We start from the raw sequence: 25,021 nt of genomic DNA, 5'->3' as shown, positions 1-25,021 counted from the left end.
TGGAACGTCAGATTAGAGCGAATCCGGGAGTCCCTCCCCTCACCCCGTCGTCCCTGGCTGCGGTCTTTGCCTCGATCCGTGCGGGGCGAGTCCTCCATGCGTCGGCGTCGAGGCGCAGTAGCGTCTGCAACCCCGCCGCCTTCGCGGCCATGCTCACAGCATTTGTTAAAATAGCGAATTTGGCCGGTTCAATATCAATATCACCCTACAAATTGAAGTCAAATTCTTAGGAATGGGAAAGATAGACATTCAATCAGGAAAGCCGAGCTCAACCTTACGATCGGATCAACTCATCCTTCCGGATTGGATAGGAGTCGGTGGGAGATCGGCTCTGCCGCGACCTCGATCAGTGCGGCGAGGGCTCGGCGGCCCATCCGACGACGAGGTCGAGGTAGGCCTCGCGGAATTCGGGGAAGACGGTGACGTTGGGGACGTGATTCACTTCCAATAGGTAGCGTGAACCGCCGGGGGCCGCGATGTAATCGACGCCGATCGTCTCCAGGCCGAAGTGGGCGGCGATGTGCCGGGTGTCGTCGAGCAATTCGGGGTCGATCGGCATGAGGCCGGCGCCCTGGGCATGGATCGACTTGAGCCATCCCAGGCCCGCCATGCGGACCTGCCAGGCGTTCTCTCCGATCAGCACGATGCGGACGGCCTCGCCCTCGATGAACTCCTCAATCAGCGTGGGGACCTCGGCCACCCAGGACTCGTCGAACCGGGCCTTGTCCTCCCCGCAATGCCAGTTGCCCCACTTGGCGACCGAATTGACCTTGGTCTCGATGCGCGTGTCCCTGTCGGCGAAGCCTCGCGCGATCCCGCCGAAGCGAGTCACCGCCAGCGACCTGACCAGGCCCGGGAGCCGCAGACGTAGGTCCATCATCCCCCTGGCATTCGGCAGGCATGGGCCCTTCCACAGGGCGAGGGCGGCGAGGAAGGCGTGATCCTCCTCGAAGATCGCGTGATAGACGACCCGCTCGACCGGCACGAAATGATCCAGCAGGTTGGTATGCTCGACGAGCAACGAGCCCCTGTCGACCCGGATCCGAGGGAGGGCGTCGAACGCCAGGATGGGGCGTCCCAGCCGTTGTCGCAGCGCATCGACCTCGGTTCGATCCAACCCCACCAGCAAGAGCAGTCCCACGGTCATCCTCCCTTCCGCGGCGGCCCTTCATCCCCTCGACGAAAGCGGCGCCTTTCGTCTGACCGATGGGATACGTGAGAGGTTCGCCCCGGCCGATTGGCGCGGCTTGTGCGACGACCTCGGTTCTGGCAGCGTTGAGGTCGAGGTTGACTCGCCTGATCCGGAATGATGAGGCATCACCCAAAGCTCTAGGATGGGACAGGAATCGCCCGACATGCCGAACCATCCCGCCATCGACCGCATCGCCCCGACGGTACGCCCCCCGCGCCGGGCGGTCATGCGGCAGTCGTGGAGCAACCTCCTCTTCCTCCACTGGGAAGTCCCGGCCGACGGGCTTCGCCCGCTCTTGCCCCCGGGCCTTGAGCTGGACCTCTTCGAAGGCAAAGCGTACGTGGGGCTCGTCCCCTTCACGATGTCGGGCATTCGACCCGTGGGCCTGCCGGCGATGCCCGGACTGTCGAGGTTCCACGAGACGAACGTCCGCACGTATGTCCACAAGGACGGCCGGGCTCCGGGCGTCTGGTTCTTCAGCCTCGACGCCGCCAATGCCCCCGCGGTCGTCGCCGCCCGGCGATGGTTCCACCTGCCCTATCACTTCGCCCGTATGAAGCTCGCGTTCAACGTCCCCGAGCCGGGGAGCGTCGCATACGCCTCCGAGCGCAGGTGGCCGCGGCCCCTGCCCGCATCGACCTCGATCCGATGCCTCCCCGAAGGACCGATCCGAGGCGCAGTGCCGGGCACCCTGGAACACTTCCTGATCGAGCGTTACCTCCTCTACTCGACCCGGGGCTCCCGACTCTTCCAGGGCCAGGTCTACCACACGCCCTATCCCTTCCAGGGAGCCTCGGTCCTGAGCCTCGATGAGTCACTCCTGGCCGCGGCCGGGATCTCGCGCCCCGACAGCATCCCCCTCGCCCACTACTCGGCGGGGGTCCACGTGGAAATCTTCCCGCTGCAACGGGTCGTCTAACTCACCACCGCCTCCTGGACCCATCTCACACCCACCCCAATCTCCCCAATACACTTAATCCGTCGGTTCAAGCAGAGGACATGCGCAAGCTGAGGACTCTGGCGAAAATCAAGCTTCGCGTCGAGACGAGGCCTCGAGGCGCATCGGACACCTTTCATGGGCTCCGAGACGCTCAATTGGTGAGTTTTTCCAGAGTTTTTTTGCGCCGAATTCGGCCGCCGATTTGCGATCGGGCGCGTCGAACGGAGTTGCTGATTCCCATCAACAAATATCGCCAGGAAGGTCTCGAACGGGGTCGAGTATGGTCGCCCCCCTGACACTCGCTCGAGATGGGGAGTCCTCGTGTAACCCACCGAGCGACGGCGAGCCCAACATCAACGGGCCGCGAAGTGCAATGCGTGATTACTGACGCGAAGCGGGGTCGTGACAGTGAAACCCCGAACTCTGACAACCATAGTACAACTGGGTGCAGATCCACGAATCGTCGGAGTATGCGTCGATACAAGCGAGGCGCCGGGCGAGGGCCGCGCGGCGGCAAGTCGCAGCCCCTTTGAGCATCCGCGTCGGCTCGTGGGTTACACACTGTAGCTCGGCTGAGGAGCGGTGGAGCCCTGGAATTTCCGCGTTTTCGGGGCTCTCTCCCGTATAGTTCGGAACGCTCCCTCAAACGTCAGCATATCCAAACAGGTCATGAGCGTTATCTTCGACGAAGGGGCGGAGGGGCTCCGCTGACTGGGCAGGCACAGGGATGCGCCAACTCTGCGAAGCTAACGGGCATTGCCGGCAAGTTTGACGATTGTCTGCCTCGTCAAAATGCCACCCTGACTTCCCAAATAGACGGCCTCAGGACGGGACATGCACATGTCAGGGACATCAATGCGCCGTTTTCGTCAGACTTAGCCAGGCTTCGTTCACTGCCGGACCCGAAGCGTGGGTGGATGACCGCACGCCGATCTTCCCGAATGTCCTATGAAATACGGGTGTATCCATGGCTGCAAGTGTCGATACATCCGAAAGGAGAAAATCTCGTACCCGAAAAAAGGGTTGCGTTTCCAGAATCGCTATCCCATCCTGGCAACACTTCACGGGCAGTCATGGGATGCTTCTCCTGGATTCGTCTGGGGAATGGCCCATGGAGCAGGTGACCGTCGGGGGATGGTCACGGCCCGCGCAACCTCAGGGAGTGATTCCGTTGTTCTTCCAGATCATCACCAAGACGCGCTTCGTGGCTCCGCTCTCGCTCTTCGTCACCCTCGCTGCCTCGAGCAGCCCCCTGGTCGCCCGGGCGCAACAGCCCGTGGCTTACCAGACCGTCCCCGCGAGCCCGAGCGTCGTCTATGCCCAGCCGGCGACCGCCGTGACCTATGCTCGCCCGGCTGCAACGACGTATGTTCAAGCCCCGACGACGTATGTCCAACAGCCCGCCGCGGCCCCGACCTATGCCCGCCAAGCTGCCGCCACGACCTATACTCAGCAGACCACCACGGCGCTGACCGGCGATCCTTATGGCTTCACGAACTGGCTGAACTCGATCCGCGCCAGCTACGGCCTGCCCGCCGTCGGCTATGACGCCAACCTCTCGAGCTGGGCCGCCGCCAACAACAACCAGCAGCAGGCTTACGGCATGGGCCACCACGTGATGGGCCCCGCGCGTCGCCAGAACTCCGGCATGGGCCAGTTCGCCAGCATCGGAGCCATGTGGATGGCTTCGCCCGCGCACCGCGCCGCCCTGCTCGACCCCACCATCCGCTCGATCGGGATCGCCGGCCTGGGTGCCTACTGGACTTTCAACGCGAACTGAGCGTCTCGTTGCCCCGCGACGGATCGCAGTCTCGAAGGCCGACTCGACCTCTCGACGTTTCAAGGATCGAAACGTAAGGATGGCAGCAGGGCTCGGCCCTTGGAGATCCGGCAACTGATGGCGCGGCGGCGAGGGTACTCCACCCCCCGCCGTTCCCCCCCTTCTCGCCCGATCGGATCAAAGCAGGAGGGCATCACGAAGCTTGTAGATGATCTCTTGCTCGAGCTTCGTGTCCCGGTTCAGGCGGATCCAGCCGTTGGGGATGGGGACCGGCCCCACGATCTCGCGGCTCCGATTGATCGGGAAGTCGTTGTTGAAGACGGCACGCCCCGCCGCCTGGCGGTCGGGCTTGGGCATATCCTCGAGTTCCTTGTAGACCACGATCTTGATGGCGAAGCCGCCCGAAGGGGCGGGCTCGACCGTCGCCTGGGCGAACCGGCGGATGGTCTGCAAGGTCGACTCGAGCCGCTCGTGGAAGCCGACGCTGTCGCCGCTCCAGGGCTCGATGACCGTCGCCCCGATCTTGGGCTGGGTGACGATCGTCCGCGACAGGCGGTTCTCCTTGGAGATCTCGAAATACTCGTTCAACGACGCGATCGTGGCCTTCCAGACGGTCTCGAAGTCGGCCGTCGGCACGATCAGCGGGTTTTCCACCATCTGGCGGGGGGCCATCCACGGCTCGATCGTCGCGCAGCCGCCATGACCAAGAATTGCGGGCACCAGGATGGCTACCCAGATCAGCCTGACGCGCATCGAGGATCCCCTCATCCCTGAGAAGTTCCCTAAAACCGGCCGACGACGGGGTAAACATGGCCGGAGAGACCGGATCGAATGACGTGCGGAAGCCGAGAACGGCCTCCGGTTCACCGGTCGGGGCGACATCTTTACCGCGAACGTCGACTCTGGCAAGGCCGATCCCCTCGGATTCCGGGCAGAGACTCTCCACCCACCTCTATTCGCATTCTTCGGCACAATCGCGACAATTCCTCCAGCATAATCTCGCCAAATTTCGCCAATTCGTCGCGATCCATACCGCCGAGCCTATCGCTCTTGATCCATTCCAGGCGCCGGCGAGGCCCCTTTTTCCCATTTACAATACTACTTTCATATCCTGATCTCAAATCGGGTTCCGGCATCCGAAATGTGATGCAAAGCCTGCCGACCGTTTGACTTTTCGCGAGCTTCCGGTACGGTGGGCCTATTCGTTCGAGTCGCCCCGCTGGGAGCTTTCCGAATGCGTTTCGCCTGGTTTGTCGTGGCCTCGTCGCTGACCGCGAGCATCGCCGCCGAGGCGGCCCAGCCCCCGGCTAAGAAATACGAGGTGATCACGCCCAAGGACAACGACATCATCGCGACCGGGATGAATGCTCGGGGCGAGATAATCGGCTTCGAGTGGGTCGAGTCGAAGCAGCAGCCCGGGGTGATCGACCAGGTCCCCTTCATCGCCAAGGGGAAGGAGATCACCTATCTCCCCTTGCTGAAGGGCTATACCGCCACGTTCCCCAACGCCGTGAGCGATGATGGCGTGGTCGTGGGGCGAGCCAGCAAGCCCGCCCCTCCCGGCGTGCGGCTCTACTTGCGGAACCAGGCCTTCATCTGGGACGCCAGGCAAGGGATTCGAGGGCTCGGGGTCCTGAAGGACGACTGGGCCTCGTTCGCGACCGGGATCACCCGGGACGGGAAGCGGATCAGCGGCTTCTCCGTGGGCGACAACCGGATGCGAGCCTGCATCTGGAACCTCGACGGGGAGAACTGGGTCGGCACCCCCTTACCCCACGAACACCAGCTCGGCTCGAACGTCGTGGCGATCAGCGACAATGGCAAGTTCATCACCGCCGTGGACGGCTCCTTCCCCTGCCTCTGGTCCCAGGCCCCGTCCGGCGAATGGGCGCGCGAGCCGATCGGCGGCTCGGGGGCCCTCACCCCACGCGCCGTCAATAATGACGGGACCGTCGTCGGGCTCCGTGACGGCGGCAACGGCACAATGAACGCCTTAGTATGGACCCGCAAGGGGGGGATCCTCAACATCGAGCGGCCCAAGGATTACCCGCGTGCCGAGGCCCTGGCCATCAACAACCTCGGCGCGGTCGTCGGCATGATCGACGGCGCGCACGGCTCCAAGGTCTTGCCGAAGGGCTTCGTCTACGAAGACGGCAAGCTCCGCTTCCTGGACGAGGGGGGGCCGAACTTCGTCTCGGCCACCGGTATCAACGACAAAGGCCAGGTCACCGGCGTCTTCGAAAAGGAAGAAGAGGAAAAGGGCCACGCCCATTGAACCCGGCCTGGCCGACGCCCTCCTGAATCTCGTCCGCGTGAAAGACGTGTCATCGAGGGCCCTCACTCGATCTCGCGGACGAGCATGGCGTTGTGGATCGGGCTGTTGGGCATCGTACCCGAGATCAGGACGACGAGGTCCCCCTTCGTGACGAGGCCCCGGGGCCTCGCCCATTCCAGGGTCGTCGTCAGGGCGTGCTCGGCCCCCTTGATGTCGGGGCTGAAGAGCGGGGTGACCCCCCAGAAGAGTGACATGGCCCTGGTAATCTCGACATCGTCGGTCAGGGCGAGGGTCGGCGTCGCGTGCCTCTGCTTCGAGAGTGCCAGCGCCGTGCGGCCGGAGTGGGTTGCCACGACGAGGAGCCTGGCTTCCAATCGTCGGCAGGCGAGGCTCGCGGCCTCGACAACACTCTCGGTGATCGGCTGGACCATGCCGGCCTTGGCCCTCGCGGTCGCGGCGGCTCGGGGGTCGATGGCCGACCACGAGCTGCCGCCCGGGCCGAACAGCAAGGCCTCGGCCTCGCGGACGATCCGGCTCATCGTGGCGACGGCCTCGACCGGGTAGTGGCCGATCGCCGTCTCCCCGGAGAGCATCACCGCATCGGTCCCGTCGAGAACGGCGTTGAAGACGTCGCTCGCCTCGGCGCGGGTGGGCCGGCTCGACGTCTCCATGCTGTTGAGCATCTGGGTCGCGGTGATCACCGGAACCCTCGCCCGGTTGCACGCCGCGATGATCCGCTTCTGGATCGCGGGGACGCGGGCGACGTCCATCTCGACCCCGAGGTCGCCGCGGGCCACCATCACGGCGTCGGACTGCTCGATGATCGCGTCGAGCTGATCCACCGCCTGCGGCTTCTCGATCTTGGAGACGATCCGGGCCCGGCTCCCCCGCTTCTCCAATTCTTTCCGCAAGGCGAGGACATCCTCGGGGCGGCGGACGAAAGAGAGGCCGACGTACTCGACCGGGTGGTCGGCGGTCCAATCGAGGTCCTGCAAGTCCTTATCCGTGAGGGCGCTCACGCTCAGCGCGGCGCCCGGCACGTTGATCCCCTGACGCGAGCGGAGTCGGCCCTCCTGCGTCACGCGGAGGTGCGCCCCCTGCTGGTCGATGGACTCGACTACCATCGCCACCACGCCGTCGGCGAAGAGCACGCGGTCGCCGACCTTGAGATCCTCGACGAGCCCCGGGTATGTCGAGGTGAGCCGGTGCGGATCCGTCGGGGAGCCCTCGTCGCCGAGCACGAATGTCTCCCCCTCGCGACACTCGACCTCGTCGCCGGCGATCGCCCCGAGCCGGATCTTGGGCCCCCCCAGGTCCTGCAGGACGGCGATCGGCTTCCCGATCTCCCGGCTCAGCGACCGGATCCGCGCGAGCACTTCCGAATGATCCGCGTGGTTGCCGTGCGAGAAGTTGAGCCGGAAGACGTCGACGCCCGCCTGGATCAGCTTATGGAGCGAGGTTTCCTCGCGCGAGGCCGGCCCGATCGTCGCGACGATCTTGGTCCGGACCTTCCCGAGCGGTTCCTGGTCACTGTACGCCATACCAAGGGGTCCTCAACTCGCCATCCAGGAGACATCCGAACTGCCTCACGAGCCCCAGTCTATCCTCACCCCACCCCTTTCGCACCCCGATGCCATTCGGTCGACGAGATCAAGCCGCACCGGCCTTCGGGATCCTTGAGGAAAAATCTCAATACTCGGCCACAAATGACCGAATCTTCGTAGAAAGGAAGATATACGATGCCCCGAAACAGGCCCGCACCCCGCTGTCGCAACAGGCGTACTTCCCCGACCAGAGGCGCAAGCCGAATTGACGAAAAGGCTTGAGAGTCGGACAATCGAAGGTCGTGCGATCGCGAGGGACGAGAGACCAGGACGATCCTGCGGAATGGTTCCAACCCGAGTCTTGGGTCGCGAGTCGAACCAGCTCGGAGCCTTCCGGCTTTCGGACCTTTTGAACCGGGATTCCTCATCGATGAAGCGAAGCTTTGCCCTCGTTGCGCTGCTGGCCGCTCTCGGAATCCTGTGCAAGCTCGCATTCAAAGATGGTCGGGCGCCCCAGGATGTGCGATCGAGCGCCAACGAGGTCAGCCTCTCCAGGGCCGCCGAGACCATCACCGCCGACCCCGAGGCCGAGATTCTGGCCCGCTACACCCGGCCGGCCGATCGCGAACTCGCGGACCGGACCCTCAAGCGATATCGACAGACGGCCATCGCCATCGAGAAGTCGGACGGGCTCAGGGGGCTCACGCTCCTCGACCGTCTCGACCTCGAGGCCGTCTTCCTCTATGAGAAGTACCCGAGCGAGTTCCGCCGGCTCCGCGACAGCCTGAACGACGAGGCCGCCGCCGACCTCCTGCTGCACTGGCGCGAGTATTTCGGCCTCAAGCGGGCCGACGAGACCGACCGCGCGATCCTCGTGGCCGAGGTCTCCCGCCTCTCGAGCCATCAGCAGCGGATCGCGGCGAAGTACCCCAACGCCCTGCCCCTCATCCTGGCCGACCCCGTCGGGGTCACCGAGATGATCGAGCGCTGGTCGGGGGACGCGAAGGAGTTGACCGACGCCCTGGTCGTCCTCGACTTCGTCAGCCTCGAGAGCGGCGCGGCCGACCTGCGGGCCGCCCTTCGGATCCTCGACGACCACGGCCCCCTCGCTCTGAACGCGTTCCGGCTCCAGGGGCTCGACGGCTTCGCCCTGGTCGGCCTCTACGGGCCGGTGCTCAATGCGCTGGGGAACTCGCTGCCGCTCGAGCAGGCCCTGATCCTGCTCCGGGTCAATTCGGTCTATGTGGATGAACTGCTCCGGAGTCACTCGGCCGAGACGGTCGCCTCGCATTTCCGCCACGTCGCCGCCGCGGGCCTGGTCGAGGCCATCGGGGGGAGCCCCGAAGGGCTCCGCCTGGCCGTCGAGCATGGAGAGCGCGGGGAGCGGGCCCTGATGCAGGCCGGCTCCGACGCCGCCGACGTGGTCTATGGGGACTTCGCCGACAACGCCCTCCGCAACCAGGCGGTCGAGGCCCTGGCCGAGCACGGCACGATGGCCCTGGCGATGCTCGATAAGTATGCCTCGGACGCCGATTTCCGCGAGATCCTCCGGACGCATGGTGCGGCGATCATCCCGCCGATCGCCGCGACCGACGCCGGCCCCGAGACCCTCACGCACCTCCGTTCCAAGTCGAAGAAGTCGTTCACCGAGTCGCTCGCCCTCTCCGTCCTCTTCCTCTCGGGCGACAACGGCCAGGCGACGATCCGGACGATCAAGAAGGACGGCCTGGAGCGGGTCGCCCAGCTCAACGCGAGTGACGTGAATTTCACTCAGTTCCTGCCGCTGTATGACCTCCTGCATCTCGGCCACGTCCTGGGCAATGGCTACACGCCGACCTCGGGCGAGATGGCCTGGGCCCTGATCGACGGCTGCTTCGTCGTGGCCGATGCCCTCAGCCTCGCCGCGGCCCAGCCCGAGGGGGTCGTGGCCTCGGAGGCCGCCCGCGCCGAGGTCCGTGCGGCCACTCAGGTCGCGATCAAGGAAGTCGCCGGCGAGGGGGCCGAGTCGGCCAGCAAGGTCCTGTTGAAGGGGTCCGTCTCGCAGGGCGCCGAGGCCTCGACCGAACGCCTCGCCCGCTGGTGGACCGTCCGCCTCGGTGGCGGGACGTACCGCATCCTGCGTCGACTCCCCGAGGCCCTTCCCCGGTTGGGCGTCAGCGAGGTCGCCGACCTAGGCCGCACCCTCTGCGCCAAGGCCGGATTCAAGCTGAGCACCTGGACCCCGGTCCGCCTGCTCAAGGAGGGCCAGGAAGTCCTCCTCCGCATTCCCCCCCGCAGCGGCCTGAAATACATGGGCGCCCAGGCCGCCCAGGCCGGCGTCGGGGTCGTCGCCTTCCGCAAGATGGAAGAGCACCTGGCGAGCCGAAGGCCGCAAACCCAGGCCGCGCGATGACTCGCGGTTTTGCCCGAAATTTGCTCGCGGTTTCATGAACCACAAATGAAAACGTCTCGTGCTCAGGCGTCTTTCCCCGGGCGCGAGATCGAGCCACTTGGAATGGTCCGACCGGCCCTGTAAAATCCGCCGGCATGGGTCCAAACCGCCGAGATATCATTCGTGGCCTGGCCGCCGGTTCCTTCGCGGCCCTGGGATCGCACGCACAGGCCGAGGACGCCCCCGCGGTCGTGAGTCGCGACGGGCTCCGCTTCTGGCTCGAGACCTCGTTGCGGCGGGTCTACCCGACGTCCCCGCCCGGGGCATCGACGTCGCTCGAGATTCTCGCCGCACGCAACGAGCGGATCTCGTTCCAGGCCTGCTTCCAAAACGGCAAGGCCAATTCCGCTATCGTGCGATGTGAAGTCCTCGACGCAGACGGCTGGGGGGCGCGGGTCCGTCGCGTCGGCTTCGTGCCGATGGCTGCGCTGAACACGTACGTGCCGACGGAGGAGGTCGAGGGGATCGGCTTCATCCCAGGGCTCTGCCCCGATCCCCTCTATCCCGAGCCCACCGCTCACGCGGGTCCGCACGCCAACGGCGTCTTCTGGATCTCCTTGACCGTCCCCGAAGGTGAGAAGCCCGGCCCGCGCGACCTCCGCGTCCGGCTCACGTTCGAGAACGAATACGGCTACGTCGACTTCGTCAGGCCCGAGAAATGGTCGGTCGAACTCCCCGTCCGCGTCGTCGTGCATCCGCTGACGATCGGCCCCAGGCGCGACTTCCCCGTCACCCAGTGGCTCTCGGCCGACTCGATCTGGGAGTGGTATCGAATCCCGCCTTGCAGCGAACGCTTCTGGACGCTCGCCTCGGCCTACCTCAAAGACCTCGCCACCCACGGCGTGGACGTCGCCTACACGCCCTTGCTCAATAACCGGCACGAGGTCCTCGAGCGCCCCGCGCAGCTCCTCCGCGTGCATCGCACGGGACCGGACACCTACGACTTCGACTTCGAGGACGTGCGTCGCTGGGTCCGCACCGCGCTCTCCGCCGGGGCCCGGCTGATCGAGTGGCCGCACTTCTTCACCCCCGCGCCGACCAGCGCGAAGCATCCCCAGCGGATCTTCGAGCGCGACGCCAAGGGGTTCGGCCCCCTGCTCTGGCCCGCGGAGACCGGCGCGACCTCCGACGTCTACCGCGCTTTCCTGAAGCAGTTCCTGCCGGCCTTCCGCACCTTCCTCCAGGAGGAGGGCGTCCTCGACAGGTCGCTCTTCCACTGCGCCGACGAGCCCGACGGCGACGTCCAGATGGCCGACTACCGCAAGGCCCGCGCCCTGCTCGCCGAGCTGGCCCCCTGGATGAAGGTCATGGATGCGATGAGCGACCCGAGGTTCGCGACCGAGCGTCTCTCCGACATGCCGATCCCGAGCATCGCCACCGCGCCGGCGTTCACCCAGGCCGGCTGCCCCGCCTGGGCCTACTTCTGCTGCGGGCCTCGCGACCGCTACCTCCAGCGCCTGCTCGACACACCGCTGCCCAAGATCCGCATGGCCGGCTGGCTCTTCTTCCGGCTCCAGGCCAGGGGCTTCCTGCACTGGGGGCACAACTACTGGTTCGTCTTCTGCACGAGCCGGATCGGCGACCCGTTCGCCGACGCCTCCGTCGGCGCCTGGCCGGGCCTCCCGTATGGCGACCCGTTCGTCGTCTATCCGGGCCCCGAAGGCCCGATCGACTCGATCCGCTGGGAGGTCTTCTCCGAAAGCCTCCAGGACTACGCACTCCTGCAGGCGGCCGGCGTACGCCCCGACGATGCCTTGCTGGCACCGATCAAGGATTACGCCGACTTCCCCAAGACGATCAACTGGCTCGCCGCCGCCCGGCGTACCGTGCTCTCAGCCTCGGTCGGGAAATGAACCCCGGGTGGCTCGCGAGGCTTTTCAGTCATCCGTTGGCGAGGCCTTCGGCAACCGGCCTTCGAGCCCCGAGTATCTCTCGCCCGCCTTCTTGAAGGCCACGCCGTTGTCGATGTACTTCCGCTGCTGGCGCTGCTCGTTGGCCACCGCGAACAGCTTGCGGACGATCGCGGGGCTGTTCTCGTTGCCCGCCTCGCTGCGGGTGCTCTCCTTGTCCGGTCGCCAGGCCTCGATCATGCTGGGGACGATCTCAAGGAGGAGCTTCACGCGCGTGGCCCGCGCGAGCTTCGGATCCTCGAGCTTCGCCAGGACCTGGGCCGGGGTCTTCTGGGAGGCGCCGGAGACCGTCTTCACCGGGGTCTCTTCGACCGGCGTCGTGGCGAGCACCGTCCGGGCGTAGGCTGAGAGTGTCAGCTTCTCCGCCTTGAGCGGATCGCGGTCCAGCACGCCCGCCTTGAAGGCCAGGACCTCCTCGAGGATGCTGCGCAACGCGGCGGCGAGAGGCGTCCGCGACTCGGCCCGCAACGGCTCGAGGGAGACCCGCATCAAGTTCGCGAGGTGCTCGTTCTGCTGCTTCCGATCGCTCGGGTAGCGTTCCGCCGCCTGCATGAGGAGCCCGTTGGCCCAGCGAGCCTGCCCCGTCTTCGCCTCGATCATCGCGCGTAGCGCGGCCGCCTCGGCCTCATTGAGCGCCTTCACGGTCAAATTGGTCTGGGTGCCGAGGGTCGTGCTCGTCGGCTTCGATTCGGGCTGCGTCGCTGCCGAGGCGCTTGAGGCCGACTGAGAGGACGCCGAGCTGCTGGCCATGCTCGGTTCCGCAGCCGGCGCCTTGTCCTCGTATTTTCGGAGCGGCCCGGTCGGCATGCGGCGCTCCCGTTGCGGCTCGGCACGCACCGGCTCGGGCTCGGGTTCGACCTCGGCGGGCGGCGGAGGCTCGTCGCTGAGCTCGGCCAGGGCGAGTTCGTGGAACCGATCGGCGTAGTCCACGTCCCCTTCCAGGTCGTCGTCGAGGCCCATGTCGTCGAGCGGCGGGGTTGCGGTCGCATTCGCAGTTGCGGTCGCGATGGGCAGGTCCTTGACCTTCTCCCCCTCCGCGTTCTCGAACTGGGTCACGACGAGGGCATCGCCGTCCATCCGGCAGAAGACCTCCCGGACGCCGACCTTCTGGGTCTCGCCGAGTTCGTTGACATAGGTGATCTTGATCGAGGTCGTCGAGGGACGTTTGGTCATCCCGTCCCTGTACCTCGGGTCGGCTTCGGCGGTCGCCAGCAACTGGCGGGCGGCATGCGCCCCGTATGTGGCGGGGTCGTCCTGGTCGATCCGCAAGCGTCCTTGATCGTCCTTGACGATCCGGATCTCCGGTATCGTCCAGGATGTCGACGCTCGAGGCGCATCGGCTCGTAGTTCCACCTCTTTCCGCCCCCCTCGATCGGTCGATCCTGCCACTGCGTCCTTCCTCCGAATGCCTGGAGGTTATTGATTCAAACCCGGCGTCACCCGACCAAAAGCGCCGGCCGCATGGGCGCCGTAACGCTTACGCGGTTCTCGATTTACCACCCGAATTCGTGACGCGTATCCTGGCCAGAACTGGCCCTCTCCCCATTTTGACGCTTCAAGCCGCCAAAAAGTTCCATGGATCCGAGGCACTGCCGAGATGATTCTGCCCGCGTGAGGTGGTCGCCCCGAAAACGGGGACATCCCAAGGCGACTTCTGCATTCTTGCGACATCGGGTCAGAAAAATTTCAACACAACCCTATCGTACATAAGAATTTAGATCATCCACCCCATACCCACAAGGCCGGAAAGGACCCTGCTCAGTCGAAGGACCTCGAATCCCTTAATCCGCTGCGATCCGCTTCGATCCAGCCCTGAGTCATGTCAGTTACGATAGCCTTCGAGTTTCGTGTCTCCGGCCCGGCCAATCTCTTCCTTAATCCTACCAGACCGACTCATGGCTGTGTCGACACTCGTCCCCATCGACGCGCGGTTCGCCAGGGCCTTCTCCTGATTTTGGATATATCGGACGTCCACGTGGCGGGTACCTGGACCACGGCGAATCGAGCAGGCATCCCCACGTTTCCAGCAAACGACAATCCCACAAACAATCGCCTATCCGTCTGGGTTCCCGCAGACTCTCGACAAGCCAGGCCGACGTCCGCCAAGTCAAACTAACACCTCGAAAACTGTCAGCTTCACTGATATCCTTGTTCGATCCTAGGAATTCAGGCGTTACGTCTCGTCCTGTATTTTGATGGGAACCTCGCGACAAAACCCCATATTGTGATCAATTCTGCACTCGAGAAATCTACGAGGAAGGCCCGCCGATGAGACTTCCGAAGCTGCGGTTCAGGATGTGGGGGATGATGGTGGTGGTCGCGATCGTGGCAATCGCAATGTCCGCGTACGAGGTATATCATCTGCGGATACGCACCGTGAACGCCTCGAGCGGTCGTTTCCTCGTCGTCGTGAAGACCTTCCGAGGGGAATCGGCAAGGGCCCAGGCGAGCGACCTGGCTTACGATCTACGTCGCCGCCACAAACTCCCCACCTATATCCTCTCGGCGAGTGACTTGCCAAGCCGCCTACGGCTCCCGAAACTTGCCCTCGCGGCAACCAAACCGGCCAATGAGCAGGTCCTGGTGGTGATCGGCGATTGCGAGACGAATCAGGAAATTTCGGCTCGCCAGGCGCAACTCAGGCGTATCAATACCGGCACATTCTTCTCTCGCATCTTCAGGGCAAGTCCGTTGGTGATCACCAACCCATTCATCCCGCAAAGCGTGGCCGCCAGCCGACCGAAGCCCGGAGTGAAAGACCCCGCAGCCCCGGTTGACGGTGAGGAACCTCGATCCCAGCAGTGAATGCGCCGAACACGGGGACTCCCATCACAGCTCGATATCGCACTTCAGCCACCTTCGAGTCAGTCCCTGGCGCCAACCATCGCTAACTTCCGGATGGCGGCCGTGCCCGCCCTGGCTCCGCTCCTCGCCGTGGCACCTGAGATCCGGGAGCCTCTATTCTATATTTTGTTTCAAAATATACACAAGTGTAAATTTAAAACATTATACTATTCCCACGCCTCCACACGCCAATCGTTCTCCGCGATGTGACGCGCCCATGGAGGGAAACCCTGATAGACCCTGCAGCCGCCAACGTGGAATTCCGGCGCTTCTTCCTCGCTGAGGAGCCCGCTCTCGACGATCCGAAGACCCTTGGCCGTCAGGCGGTAGGCGACGCTCGTGTTATGATTCGCCGCCTTGGGGATGGCTTTGCTAAACAGGCTCGGGGCTTCGGGTTGATGTCGGGCCCAGGCGCCAAGACGTTGGGCGAAGATAAGATCCCCGTAATGGGCGATCGCCTGGCGCGTGCGAGCGTCGTGCATGGCGCGAGCGAGCACGTCTACAGGGCGTACCCATTCCCGGTCGTTCAAATGCCCCAGAAGAAGCTGGTCGAACTCAGACAATCTCAAGTATGAACCTTCGCCGTCGATGATCCGGGGCAGACCCCAGCGGAACAGTTCGGAGATGACCTGGGCGTCTGCGGGCTCGAGAGTCCCGGAGCGCCTCGACTGATCGAGCGTCAGGGGTGATGAGTTCGTAAAACTGGACCAGAGCCTTACCGCGTTGTGGAGCTGCGGACGAGTCAGCGGTTGGAGATCCTCGAAGGCGTCCTGGATCATTTCTAAAGGATGAGCATGGTATGACAGGAGGGCGTCCGGCCCATCCTTGGGGAACCACGAGTCGGCCACCCAGCATCGAGTGATCGGGATTTTGCCGCGGTCGAGGGCGTCGACCATCCACCAGAAGGCCAGGCGTTCGCCGGGGTTCGGGGACGTCCAGAGCACGATCGGCATCGACTCGGGATGATTCGCCAGCGCCTCGAGTAGTTGCCGGGCGGTGAAGATCTCGGGGGTCGAACCGGCGGTTGGTTTTCGGTTTCGGCGGGGTTTGCTGCTGGAAAGGTGCTCAAGCTCTCGTTTAAATGAGTGCCAGTATTCGCTTCGAAGGACACCGTGATGCTCGGGGTCGGCATGGCAGGGGCCGAGAGTTAGCGCATCCGGCAAGCTGATCGCGGCGCGAGCATCGGGCGACGGAAAATCCCCCTGGGCGATGTGAATCGCATCGGCGGGGGTCGACGGCTTGGGGCTTTGACGAGGCATGGGTCTCGAGGTCTCTCAGGCCCTGCATCTTCGAGGCGATCCGCCCGGCCTTTGCCAAGCATCATCATCGATTTTATCGAAAATCAACGGGTAAGACCTCTCGCTTCTCGCAATCCGAGGAGTTTCGGGACCATCGCGAGAAGTTCATGAGGCGATCATATCCCCTACTTGTGGACCGTCTACCCTGCCAATCTTCGCGATCGCGGGCGACCTATCGCGACTACACCCGTCGACATCCTTGATTCCCCCCCCGTGGCCGTCCCCCCATGATGGCCGGAAACCGGAACCACGCGAGCGAGCTCATCATGCGCAATCACATGCACTTATTAGCCATCGTCGTCGCAATGGCGGCGACCCTCTCCCTGCCGCTCCTGGCGCAGCAGGAGCCCGCGGCCGACAAACCGGCCCCCGCGGAGAAGCCCAAGACGGCCGGGCCCGTCGAGGGGGGATACCTGCTCCCCAATGGCTGGACGATCTCCCCCGCCGGTTCCCAGGTCATCCTGCCCGACCTGCCGCTGAATATCCTCCCCCTTGCCGATGGCAAGCACGCGCTCGTCGCCAGCAACGGCTATAACGACCACGACCTCGCCCTCGTCGACCTCGAGAGCAAGAAAGTCGCGGCGAAGGAGAACGTCCGCGAGAGCTGGTTCGGCCTGGCCCACGACCCCGAGACCTCACGCCTCTGGTGGGCCGGCGGCGGGACCGGGATCCGGCACACGTTCGAGTTGAAGGGGACGGAGCTCAAGCGTGTCGGCCCCAAGGAGCCGGATACCACCACGCTGACGAAGAAGCAGAAGGCCGCCGAGCCGAAGCACTTCCAGGGCGGGATCACCTTCGACCCGGCCACGAAGGTCCTCTACTCGCTCGACGTCGAGGCCGGCACGCTCACCGCGATCGATACCACCGGCAAGGCCAACCCCCGCGTCGCGACGATCGGCGGCAGACCCTATGACGTGGCCCTCGCCCGCAACGGCTCGAGGCTCTACGTCTCCGACTGGGCCGGCCGCTCCGTCCTGGCGATCGACCCGACCGACCTCCGCGTGGTCGCCAAGATCGGCGTGGGGGAGCACCCCAACCAGATTGCCAGGCACCCCAAGGATGACCGCATTTTCGTCGCCAACGCCTCGAGCAACAACGTCTCGGTGATCGACACCACGCGCGGCTACGTGACCGAGACGATCTTCACCGGCCTCTTCCCCAGGGCCCCCGAGGGGAGCACGCCCGACGCCCTGGTCGTCAGCCCCGATGGCGAGACCCTCTACGTCGCCAACGCCGACAACAACTGCGTCGCCGTCATCGACGTGGACGTCCCCAACCGCAGCGGCGTGAAGGGGTTCATCCCGACCGGCTGGTACCCGACCGCCGTCGCCGTCACCCCCGACGGCAAGAACCTGCTGGTGGGCGTCGGCAAGGGGAATCAGACCCTGCCGAACCCGTTCTTCTCGCACGTCGGCAAGGGGGACGGGCCGAAGTCGGAGCGAGACCTCGCCCTCGAGAAGCTGGCCCAGGCCAAGGCCCGGGCCAACAAGAAGAAGCTCGCCTTCCCGCACATCGGCACGACCCTCTCGGGCGCCCTCTCGATCGTCCCGATCCCCGACGAGAAGGCCCTGGCCGCCTACACCGCGACCGTCTACAAGAACTGCCCGTACTCCGACGAGCAGCTCACCCTCGCCCCTCACCCGACGAAGACGGCCGTCCCGACGAAGGTCGGCGACCCATCGCCGATCAAGCATATTATCTACATCATCAAGGAGAACCGGACCTACGACCAGGTCTTCGGCGACATCGAGAAGGGCAACGGCGACCCAAGCCTCGTCATGTTCGGGCGAGAGATCACGCCGAACCACCACAAGATCGCCGAGGAGTTCGTCCTCCTCGACAACCTCTACTGCAACGGCCAGGTCTCGCGCGACGGGCACCCCTGGTCGACCATGGCGTACAACACCGACTACGTCGCCCGGGACTGGATGCTCACCTATTCGAGGCGCGAGGGGATCGACGACGATGACGAGGGGAACCTGACCAAGGCCCCCTCGGGCTATCTCTGGGACGCCTGCGCCCGCGCGGGGCTGACTTACCGCAGCTACCGCGAGGCCGGCCGGCGCGTCAGCGAGCCCGACGGGAGCGTGAAGTTCGACGCGGCGGTGCCGGGTCTGGTCGGCCACATGGCCCCCGACTACGGCATCCCCAAGGTCGCCGGCGAGCGCGACCGCGACACCGATAACGTCGAGGCCTTCCTCAAGGAGTTCCGCCAGTATGAGAAGGACGGCGACCTCCCCCGCTTCATCGTCATGAGCATGGGCGAGGACCACACCTCGGGCACCACGCCGGGGGCCTTCACGCCGCAGGCCTGCGTGGCCAGCAACGACCTGGCGCTCGGCAGGTTGGTGGACGCCGTCAGCAAGTCGAAGTACTGGAAGGAGACGGCAATATTCGTCATCGAGGACGACGCCCAGAATGGCCCCGACCACGTCGACGCGCATCGCACGGTGGGCCTGGTCATCAGCCCCTACGCCAGGCGCAAGCACCTGGACAGCACACAGTATCAGACCGTGAGCATGATCCGCACCATGGAGCTGATCCTGGGCCTCCAGCCCCTCAGCCAGTTCGACGCCGCCGCGCGTCCCATGTTCGACTCCTTCACCGACACGGCCGACCTGACCCCCTATGACCATCTCCCGGCCAGGATCGACCTCAACGCCAAGAACACGTCTCTGGCCTACGGCGCCGATCGCTCGTCGAAGATGGACTTCAGCGAGTACGACCGAATCGACGACTTCGAGCTGAACGAGATCCTCTGGTACGCGGTCAAGGGCACCGACGCCCCGATGCCCGCCCCCGTCCGCCGCGCCATCGCCTACCGCCCCAACCGCAGCCCGAGACGATAAGGCTCCAGGAACCGAAGGGGGGCGCGATACCCTCGACGCATCGCGCCACCCTTTTTTCGTCTCCCCGGCATGATCCTCACATAAGCCGAATCGCACGTCTCTCCTCGATCCCGACGCCGATCCCCATCGCCCGCCAGTCTTGTTTCTCCCGTTCTTGCGGTCATCCGCCCTGGGATAAGTCCATCTTTTCCCACTGGAAGTCTTCCCGCCAGGACTCATCCCCACGCTTGTACTTCAGGAACGCGGACAGGACCCGATCGAGCGAGATCGGCTCATCCGTCGCCCGGTAGTGCTGCTCGATCGATCTATCCTGGTATTCCAGTAAATACTCATAGGGCGGCTCATGCTGCTCGGCGCACTGCATGTACGAATCCTCATCCTGGGAGAGTATGGCGAAATCCTCTCCCTCCACGTAGGCGAGGATGTCGTCCTCAGTCGCCTGATGAATTTTCCGGCCCGACTCGAGATCCAAGTCCATTCCGACCTCCCCTTCAATGCAAAGTGAGCCTACAACCCACATTTTTCTCGGGCCTGGCATGGTCCGCGAAAGCCGCCAAGTGATGTCGTAGAAGGTGGCTCCTGAACCTTATCGGCCCGCGTTGCATCCAGACCTGACAGCGGCGATAGCGTTGAGCTGAAATCCTTGATCCAGACCAGTCGCACCGTCATGACGGTCATCGGAATTGGGTCGTCCAGGGGATGCTTGGAAATGCGAGACCTCGCCTTCCGTCGCCACCAGATCCACCGAGCAAGGCAGCGTGCGATTCGATATCTGTCCTGGCTCATCAGTCCAGAATTGTTTACAGACCAAACCGTCCGGAGATGCGCGATCGATCGCAAACCATGTTCATGCTGGATGTGCGGCAATCCTCGGCGATACTGGAGAGAACCCACGCGACAGGAATTACGGGTAGCTGCGGATGATCTCCTCGATGCGATCGTATAGCCGAACTCCGACGGCGCACCCTGGATATCCCGGCGGCGATGGTCTATCGTGGCCCGAGGCACCGGAGGAGTGGCGGGTGCAAAGCAGCAACCGCCAGATTTCACTCGAACACATGAGCGTACGTCCGGTTCGCATCGAACGGGCGAAGGCCATGCCGCAAATCCCCTCGAGATCGCAGCCATGCCCGACGACTGGCCTACTTGGATCGTTGTCACGAGCCTCCTCGCCTTGATGTTCGTCGCCGATGAGGTCGGGTATCGGCTCGGCCGCCGGTTCCACCACGATGAGACGGAGGCCTCGCGCACCGTCTCGAGCATGCTCAAGGGGAGCGTCTTCGGCCTGGTCGCCCTGCTGCTCGGGTTCTCGTTCTCGGTGACGTCGAGCCGTCACGACCTGAGGCGCAAGATCGTCCTCGACGAGGCCAACGCGGCGGGCACCTGCCACCTGCGGGCGGGCCTGCTCCACGAGCCCCAGCGGGGCCAGATCCGCGAGACCTTGCGGAAATACGTGGCCGCCCGGATCGCCTTCTACGAGAACGGCCTGGACCCGAGCGAGGTCACCCGGACGAACCGGGAGATGGACCGGCTCCTGAACGAGTTGTGGGCAACCGTCGAGGACGCGAACCTGTCGAATTCCAGCGTCGTCCTCACCAGCCAGATCATCCCCGCCGCGAACGAGGTCATCGACCTCAACACCACTCGGGCCTGGGCGATCCGCAACCACCTGCCGGTCCCCGTGGTGGTCCTGCTGGAAGTCTGCGTCATCGTCTCGAGCCTGCTGATCGGGCATTCGTCCGGTCAATCCGGCAGGCGACACGCGGAGATGTGGGCTGCCTTCAATATCCTCTTCGCCCTGGTCCTCTTCGTCGTCCTCGACTTCGACCGCCCGCGCCGGGGCTTGGTCCAGGTCGATCACACGCCCTTATATGAGTTGAACGCCTCGCTCGCGACCAACCCGGCGCGATGACGACTCACCGAGATCGTCTGACGGTGGTCATTTGACGGCCGCCGCGGTCGTCCCGGGCGGCTTGGGCAAGCCATCGAGGATCCAGCTACGATAGACCAGGAAAGCCTGGAGCAGGATGGCCAGGAGCACCACCAGGAGCATGATGCGGCCGATCGAGATTCGGAAGCGATCGGCCCACCAGATATGGATCAGGTAGAGGAAGCCGACGAAGGCAAGGGCGAGCCCGATCAGGCCGAACGTCTCGGTACCCACGTCGCCGAAAAGTCCCCGACGGCTCGCGGCGATCAGGATCGCGGCGATGGAAAGGATGCCCACGCCGAACATCATGGCCCCTTCGCGTGAGATTCCTCGGGGGATCAGAGGCCGGACCTCGGACGGAGAACCCGACATGGTATGGTCCTCTCTGTCAGTGAGATTCAAGCGGGAGCCTCGGCGCCCGAGACTCCAGGAGGACGCTTCCACTCTACTTCGCGGGGGTCAACATATCTACGAGGTCTCAGCGCGACGGGCGTTGCGGGCTGCCGATCAGGGAAATGAGGGAATCGAAGTCGACGGGTTTGACCAGGTGGTGGTCGAAGCCCGAGGCCCGAGATCGGATCTGGGCCTGCTCCTCGCCGTAGCCGGAGATGGCGATGATGACGGCCTGGTCGAAGCCCTCGTCGCGGAGCGTCCGGGCCACCTGGTAGCCGTCCATGCCGGGGAGGCCCAGGTCGAGGAGGATGAAGTCGGAACGATGGTCCCGGGCCTCCGCCAGGGCCGCCAGGCCGTCGTGGGCCGTCCGGACGTCATGCCCCAGCATCTTCAGGAGCCGCGCCAGGCCGAGCGCCGTGTCTGCGTTATCGTCCACGACGAGGATCCGCGAGGCCTGGGCCAGTTCGCCGGGCGCCGGCCCTGAGGGACCTCGAGACTCGGACGACCCGTCGCGGGCCAGCGGGAGCCGAAGCGTGAACCGGCTCCCCCTGCCCGGCCCGCCGCTCTCGGCCAGGACGCTGCCGCCGTGCATCTCGACGAGGCTCTTGACGAGCGTCAGGCCGATGCCGAGCCCCCCCTCGGAGCGGGCGATCGTCCGGTCCCCCTGGGCGAAGAGGTCGAAGGCCCTGCCCAGCAGTTCCTGGGTCATGCCGACGCCGTTGTCCTCGATCATGATGACCGCGTCGGGGCCGTCGTCCTGCGCGACGAGCGTGATCCGCCCGCTCGACTCCGTGTACTTCACCGCGTTGCTCAGCAGGTTGACCACGACCTGCTCCAGGCGGGTGGGATCCCCCTCGACGCGGAGGGCCGGGGCGAGGTCCACGAGAAGCCGATGCTTCCTCGCCTCGATGAACGGGCGGACCGCCTCGACGGCCGAGGCAACCACGGTGCCGAGGTCCAGGCCCTGCTTCCGGAGCTGGATCTTCCCCCTCGTGATGCGCGAGACGTCAAGCAGGTCGTCGATCATCCTCGAGAGGTTCCTGACCTGGGCCTCGATGATCCCCTGGCTCCACTCGCGATGATCGGGCGTCTGACTCCGCTTGCCCACCTGGACCGCGTTCGAGATGGCCGCGAGAGGGTTCCTCAACTCGTGGGCGAGCATCGCCAGGAACTCGTCCTTGCGCAGGTTGTTCTCGCGTAGGCGCTCCGACTGGGCGCGGATCTCCTGCTCGGCCGCCTGCCGCTCGGTGACGTCTCGCGTCGAGCCGGCGACGGCGACCACGTTCCCGGCCGTGTCGACGACGGGGACGAAGATATAATCATAGATATGCCGGCCATTGGTCCCGGTGAAGGGGACCTCGCCGCGGATCGGCCGCCTCGTGGCGACGACCTGGTCGATCTCGCGGTCGTGCATCTCGGCGTGCCAGGGCTCGTATCCCAGCTCCAGGCAGGTCTTGCCGTTCGCGTCCTCGCGGGAACGGCCCCACATGGCGAGGAGGGCCTCGTTGGCGTAGATGAAGCGATGGTCGAGGTCGAAGATATAGACAAGGTCGGGGGTGTTCGACAGGGCCGCCTCGTAGATCCTCCGCTGCCGCTCCGACAACGCGGCGAGCCGCTCCCGCTCGGCCTCGGCCAGCTTGCGCCGCGTCACGTCGCTCGCCGTGCCGAACCACTCGACGATCGAGCCGGAGGCGTCGAGGATCGGGATGGCCCGCGAATAGGTCCAGCCGAGGCTCCCATCCACGCGCAAGACCCTGTGCTCGAGTTCGAAGGGGCTCTTGGTGCGGATGGCCTCGTTGATCGACTCGAGGACGAGCGCCTGATCCTCGGGATGGATGTATTGCTGGAGCCAAGTCTGGCTCGGCTCGTGCATGTCGGCAATGAACTCCCGACCCTCAAGGCGGCGCATCTCGGTCCAATCCGGGCTCATGGTGTACACGACGTCGGTGCTGGCCATGACCAGGGCGCGGTAGCGTTCCTCGCTCTTGAGGACCGCCTCCTCCGCGAGCTTGCGGCCGGTGACGTCGCGGAAGAAGACGGAGAGCCCGCCTTCCGCCGAGGGGTACGCCTTGATCTCGAACCACTGGCCGCGCGGCTCGAAATAATTCTCGAACGAGACCGCGACCTTGTCGGCCACCGCTCGGCGGAATTCTCGCTCGAGCTTCGTGCCGACGGTCCCCGGGAAGAGTTTCCAGTGGTCCTTGCCGAGGACCTCCTCGCGGGCCAACTGGTTGATCCGCTCGGCCGCGGAGTTGAAGTAGGTGAGTCGCCAGACGCGATCGAGCGAAAGGAAGCCTTCGTTGATGCTTTCCAGGATGTTCGAGGATCGCTGGTTCGCCGCCGCGGCCTCGCGACGGACCCTGGCCAGTTCCAGTTGCGAGGCCAGGCGCGCGAGCCACTCGCGGGCGCCGGTCTGAGCCGGATCCCCCGCACTTGCCCCCATGAATCCGAACGCGTCGGAGATCAGGTTCCGCGCGACCTCGTGGTACAACTCGCCGTCGACGCGGCCCAATACCGGATGAGGAGGGCCATCGACGAGCTTCAGGTTGGCTCCTTCGATCGCGGCCCGCAGCAAGCTGGCGAGGTCGGATGTCAGCGAGGCACGATCCTTAGGCCCGAACGGAGCGGCCCCGCCCCTCGAGGCATCGAGCAACGCATCGACGTGCTCGAGCCATTGCGAGGATTGGCGGAGGGCCAGCTCCAACCGCCGGCGATCCTCAGCGGGCAATTTCGATTCTTGCGCCAAGACGCCTTCAAGCGAAGCTTTCACTGATAACAGGGGCGTGCGGAGCTCCTCGCTGATTTCGGCGAAGAATCGCGCCTCCAACTCATCAAAACATGCCGAATCCTCGCTCCGACGATCGTCACTGTGGGCTATCGCCTCAGAGGCCTCACGCCCCTCGAAGGCGATGAGCACGACGAGCCCTGCCTCGACGAGTGCCGGGCGGAGCGAGGCCTCGATGCGGAGCGTCGACCTGCCGTCGACCCGGACCTCCGCATCCCAGCGGACGGCCTCACCTCGAGCGGCTCGAGCGATCGCCTCCGCAACGGTCGCGCGGGCATCCTCCGAACCTTGCCACCAGGATGCCGTGCCGAAAGGCTTCCCCTCGACGTCTTCGAGCCGAGCGGACAGGGACTCGAGCGCAGCCCTGTTCAGGTCGAGGACATTGCCGCTCGCATCGAGGAGGCCGACGAGCCCCCTCATCGTGTCCAGCGTGATCCGCGCAAGCTTCTGGCGATAACCCTCCTTCGAATCACCGGCCGAGAACGCGTCGTCCGCAACATTGCCATGGTTCATTGACTTGGACGGCTCGGTCATCATCTCATCCCGACACTTGCGGATACCCATCCCGACAGGATTGCGGACGGGTCGCCCAATGACCTTCATGATTCGCATGCTGCGGGTCGACTCGAAGTCGAGGTGCAACCGTTCCGTCACCCTGCCCGACTCGAGGCTTTCGAACCTCCCAGCATCGCACGAAAGCAAACGATTCCTACGCTTCGGCCCCTCATCGTGCCTGCCTGTGCTCGACGACTCAGAGGATTTCCAACTGCTTCGCGCCAATCTCCGCACCGAGCGCCCCACACAACCTTGCGACGGGGCTCATACCTCGAAGGCCACGCATGCCGACGGC

16 protein-coding genes are annotated in these 25,021 nt (G+C 64.8%); 8 read left to right on the top strand and 8 right to left on the bottom strand.

The genetic code is table 11. The features are described from left to right. Positions 1–346: 346 nt before the first annotated feature. Entirely contained in the window at positions 347–1,141 is a 795-nt protein-coding gene (locus tag ACOYYX_RS02670) for a hypothetical protein (protein WP_422928390.1), read from the bottom strand. A 214-nt stretch (positions 1,142–1,355) separates the two neighbouring features. Between ACOYYX_RS02670 and ACOYYX_RS02665 the strand changes: the two genes are divergently transcribed. Both ACOYYX_RS02665 and ACOYYX_RS02660 read left to right on the top strand, forming a co-directional pair. Next, positions 1,356–2,111, top strand: coding sequence for a YqjF family protein (locus tag ACOYYX_RS02665; protein WP_422928389.1), 756 nt, complete (start codon positions 1,356–1,358; stop codon positions 2,109–2,111). A 1,192-nt stretch (positions 2,112–3,303) separates the two neighbouring features. Further along, complete coding sequence (locus tag ACOYYX_RS02660) at positions 3,304–3,912, top strand: CAP domain-containing protein (RefSeq protein WP_422928388.1); 609 nt, start codon at positions 3,304–3,306, stop codon at positions 3,910–3,912. 177 nt (positions 3,913–4,089) lie between these two features. Here ACOYYX_RS02660 and ACOYYX_RS02655 read toward each other — a convergent pair whose 3' ends face one another. After that, positions 4,090–4,665 (bottom strand): hypothetical protein, encoded by a 576-nt coding sequence (locus ACOYYX_RS02655; protein ID WP_422928387.1) that lies wholly within the window; start codon positions 4,663–4,665, stop codon positions 4,090–4,092. A gap of 481 nt (positions 4,666–5,146) precedes the next feature. Here ACOYYX_RS02655 and ACOYYX_RS02650 point away from each other — a divergent pair, with 481 nt between their 5' ends. Beyond that, positions 5,147–6,187, top strand: a complete 1,041-nt coding sequence (locus tag ACOYYX_RS02650; protein WP_422928386.1) for an HAF repeat-containing protein — start codon at positions 5,147–5,149, stop codon at positions 6,185–6,187. A 62-nt stretch (positions 6,188–6,249) separates the two neighbouring features. On the opposite strand, the gene pyk is transcribed toward ACOYYX_RS02650, so the two are convergent. Next, positions 6,250–7,728, bottom strand: coding sequence for a pyruvate kinase (gene pyk, locus ACOYYX_RS02645; RefSeq protein WP_422928385.1), 1,479 nt, complete (start codon positions 7,726–7,728; stop codon positions 6,250–6,252). Between the two features lie 433 nt (positions 7,729–8,161). Between pyk and ACOYYX_RS02640 the strand changes: the two genes are divergently transcribed. After that, on the top strand, positions 8,162–10,123 hold the full coding sequence (locus ACOYYX_RS02640) for a hypothetical protein (RefSeq protein WP_422928384.1): 1,962 nt from the start codon (positions 8,162–8,164) through the stop codon (positions 10,121–10,123). Positions 10,124–10,257: 134 nt separating this feature from the next. Beyond that, a complete protein-coding gene (locus ACOYYX_RS02635; protein ID WP_422928383.1) occupies positions 10,258–12,015 on the top strand; it encodes a DUF4091 domain-containing protein in 1,758 nt (585 codons plus the stop codon). A 24-nt stretch (positions 12,016–12,039) separates the two neighbouring features. Here the strand turns inward: ACOYYX_RS02635 and ACOYYX_RS02630 are convergent, their stop codons facing one another. After that, entirely contained in the window at positions 12,040–13,425 is a 1,386-nt protein-coding gene (locus ACOYYX_RS02630; RefSeq protein ID WP_422928382.1) for a hypothetical protein, read from the bottom strand. A 951-nt stretch (positions 13,426–14,376) separates the two neighbouring features. Between ACOYYX_RS02630 and ACOYYX_RS02625 the strand changes: the two genes are divergently transcribed. Next, a complete protein-coding gene (locus ACOYYX_RS02625) occupies positions 14,377–14,877 on the top strand; it encodes a hypothetical protein (RefSeq protein ID WP_422928381.1) in 501 nt (166 codons plus the stop codon). A 206-nt stretch (positions 14,878–15,083) separates the two neighbouring features. Here the strand turns inward: ACOYYX_RS02625 and ACOYYX_RS02620 are convergent, their stop codons facing one another. Continuing rightward, entirely contained in the window at positions 15,084–16,175 is a 1,092-nt protein-coding gene (locus tag ACOYYX_RS02620) for a hypothetical protein (protein WP_422928380.1), read from the bottom strand. 305 nt (positions 16,176–16,480) lie between these two features. Between ACOYYX_RS02620 and ACOYYX_RS02615 the strand changes: the two genes are divergently transcribed. After that, the gene (locus ACOYYX_RS02615; protein ID WP_422928379.1) at positions 16,481–19,063 is read left to right on the top strand and encodes a bifunctional YncE family protein/alkaline phosphatase family protein; all 2,583 of its coding nucleotides are present in this window, start codon (positions 16,481–16,483) and stop codon (positions 19,061–19,063) included. Between the two features lie 160 nt (positions 19,064–19,223). Here ACOYYX_RS02615 and ACOYYX_RS02610 read toward each other — a convergent pair whose 3' ends face one another. Beyond that, positions 19,224–19,541: a hypothetical protein gene (locus ACOYYX_RS02610; protein WP_422928378.1), complete on the bottom strand. Its 318-nt coding sequence runs from the start codon at positions 19,539–19,541 to the stop codon at positions 19,224–19,226. A 648-nt stretch (positions 19,542–20,189) separates the two neighbouring features. On the opposite strand from ACOYYX_RS02610, the gene ACOYYX_RS02605 reads away from it, so the two are divergent. Next, positions 20,190–20,975 (top strand): hypothetical protein, encoded by a 786-nt coding sequence (locus ACOYYX_RS02605; RefSeq protein WP_422928377.1) that lies wholly within the window; start codon positions 20,190–20,192, stop codon positions 20,973–20,975. A 27-nt stretch (positions 20,976–21,002) separates the two neighbouring features. Here ACOYYX_RS02605 and ACOYYX_RS02600 read toward each other — a convergent pair whose 3' ends face one another. Beyond that, entirely contained in the window at positions 21,003–21,365 is a 363-nt protein-coding gene (locus ACOYYX_RS02600; RefSeq protein WP_422928376.1) for a hypothetical protein, read from the bottom strand. Positions 21,366–21,471: 106 nt separating this feature from the next. Further along, complete coding sequence (locus tag ACOYYX_RS02595; protein WP_422928375.1) at positions 21,472–24,825, bottom strand: PAS domain-containing protein; 3,354 nt, start codon at positions 24,823–24,825, stop codon at positions 21,472–21,474. Positions 24,826–25,021 lie beyond the last annotated feature (196 nt).

Origin of the sequence: Singulisphaera chitinilytica, assembly GCF_049331405.1 — a bacterium.
GTDB lineage: Bacteria > Planctomycetota > Planctomycetia > Isosphaerales > Isosphaeraceae > PoT.
Note: the sequence above shows the minus strand (reverse complement) of the source record. Positions and strands in the feature narration are given on the sequence as shown.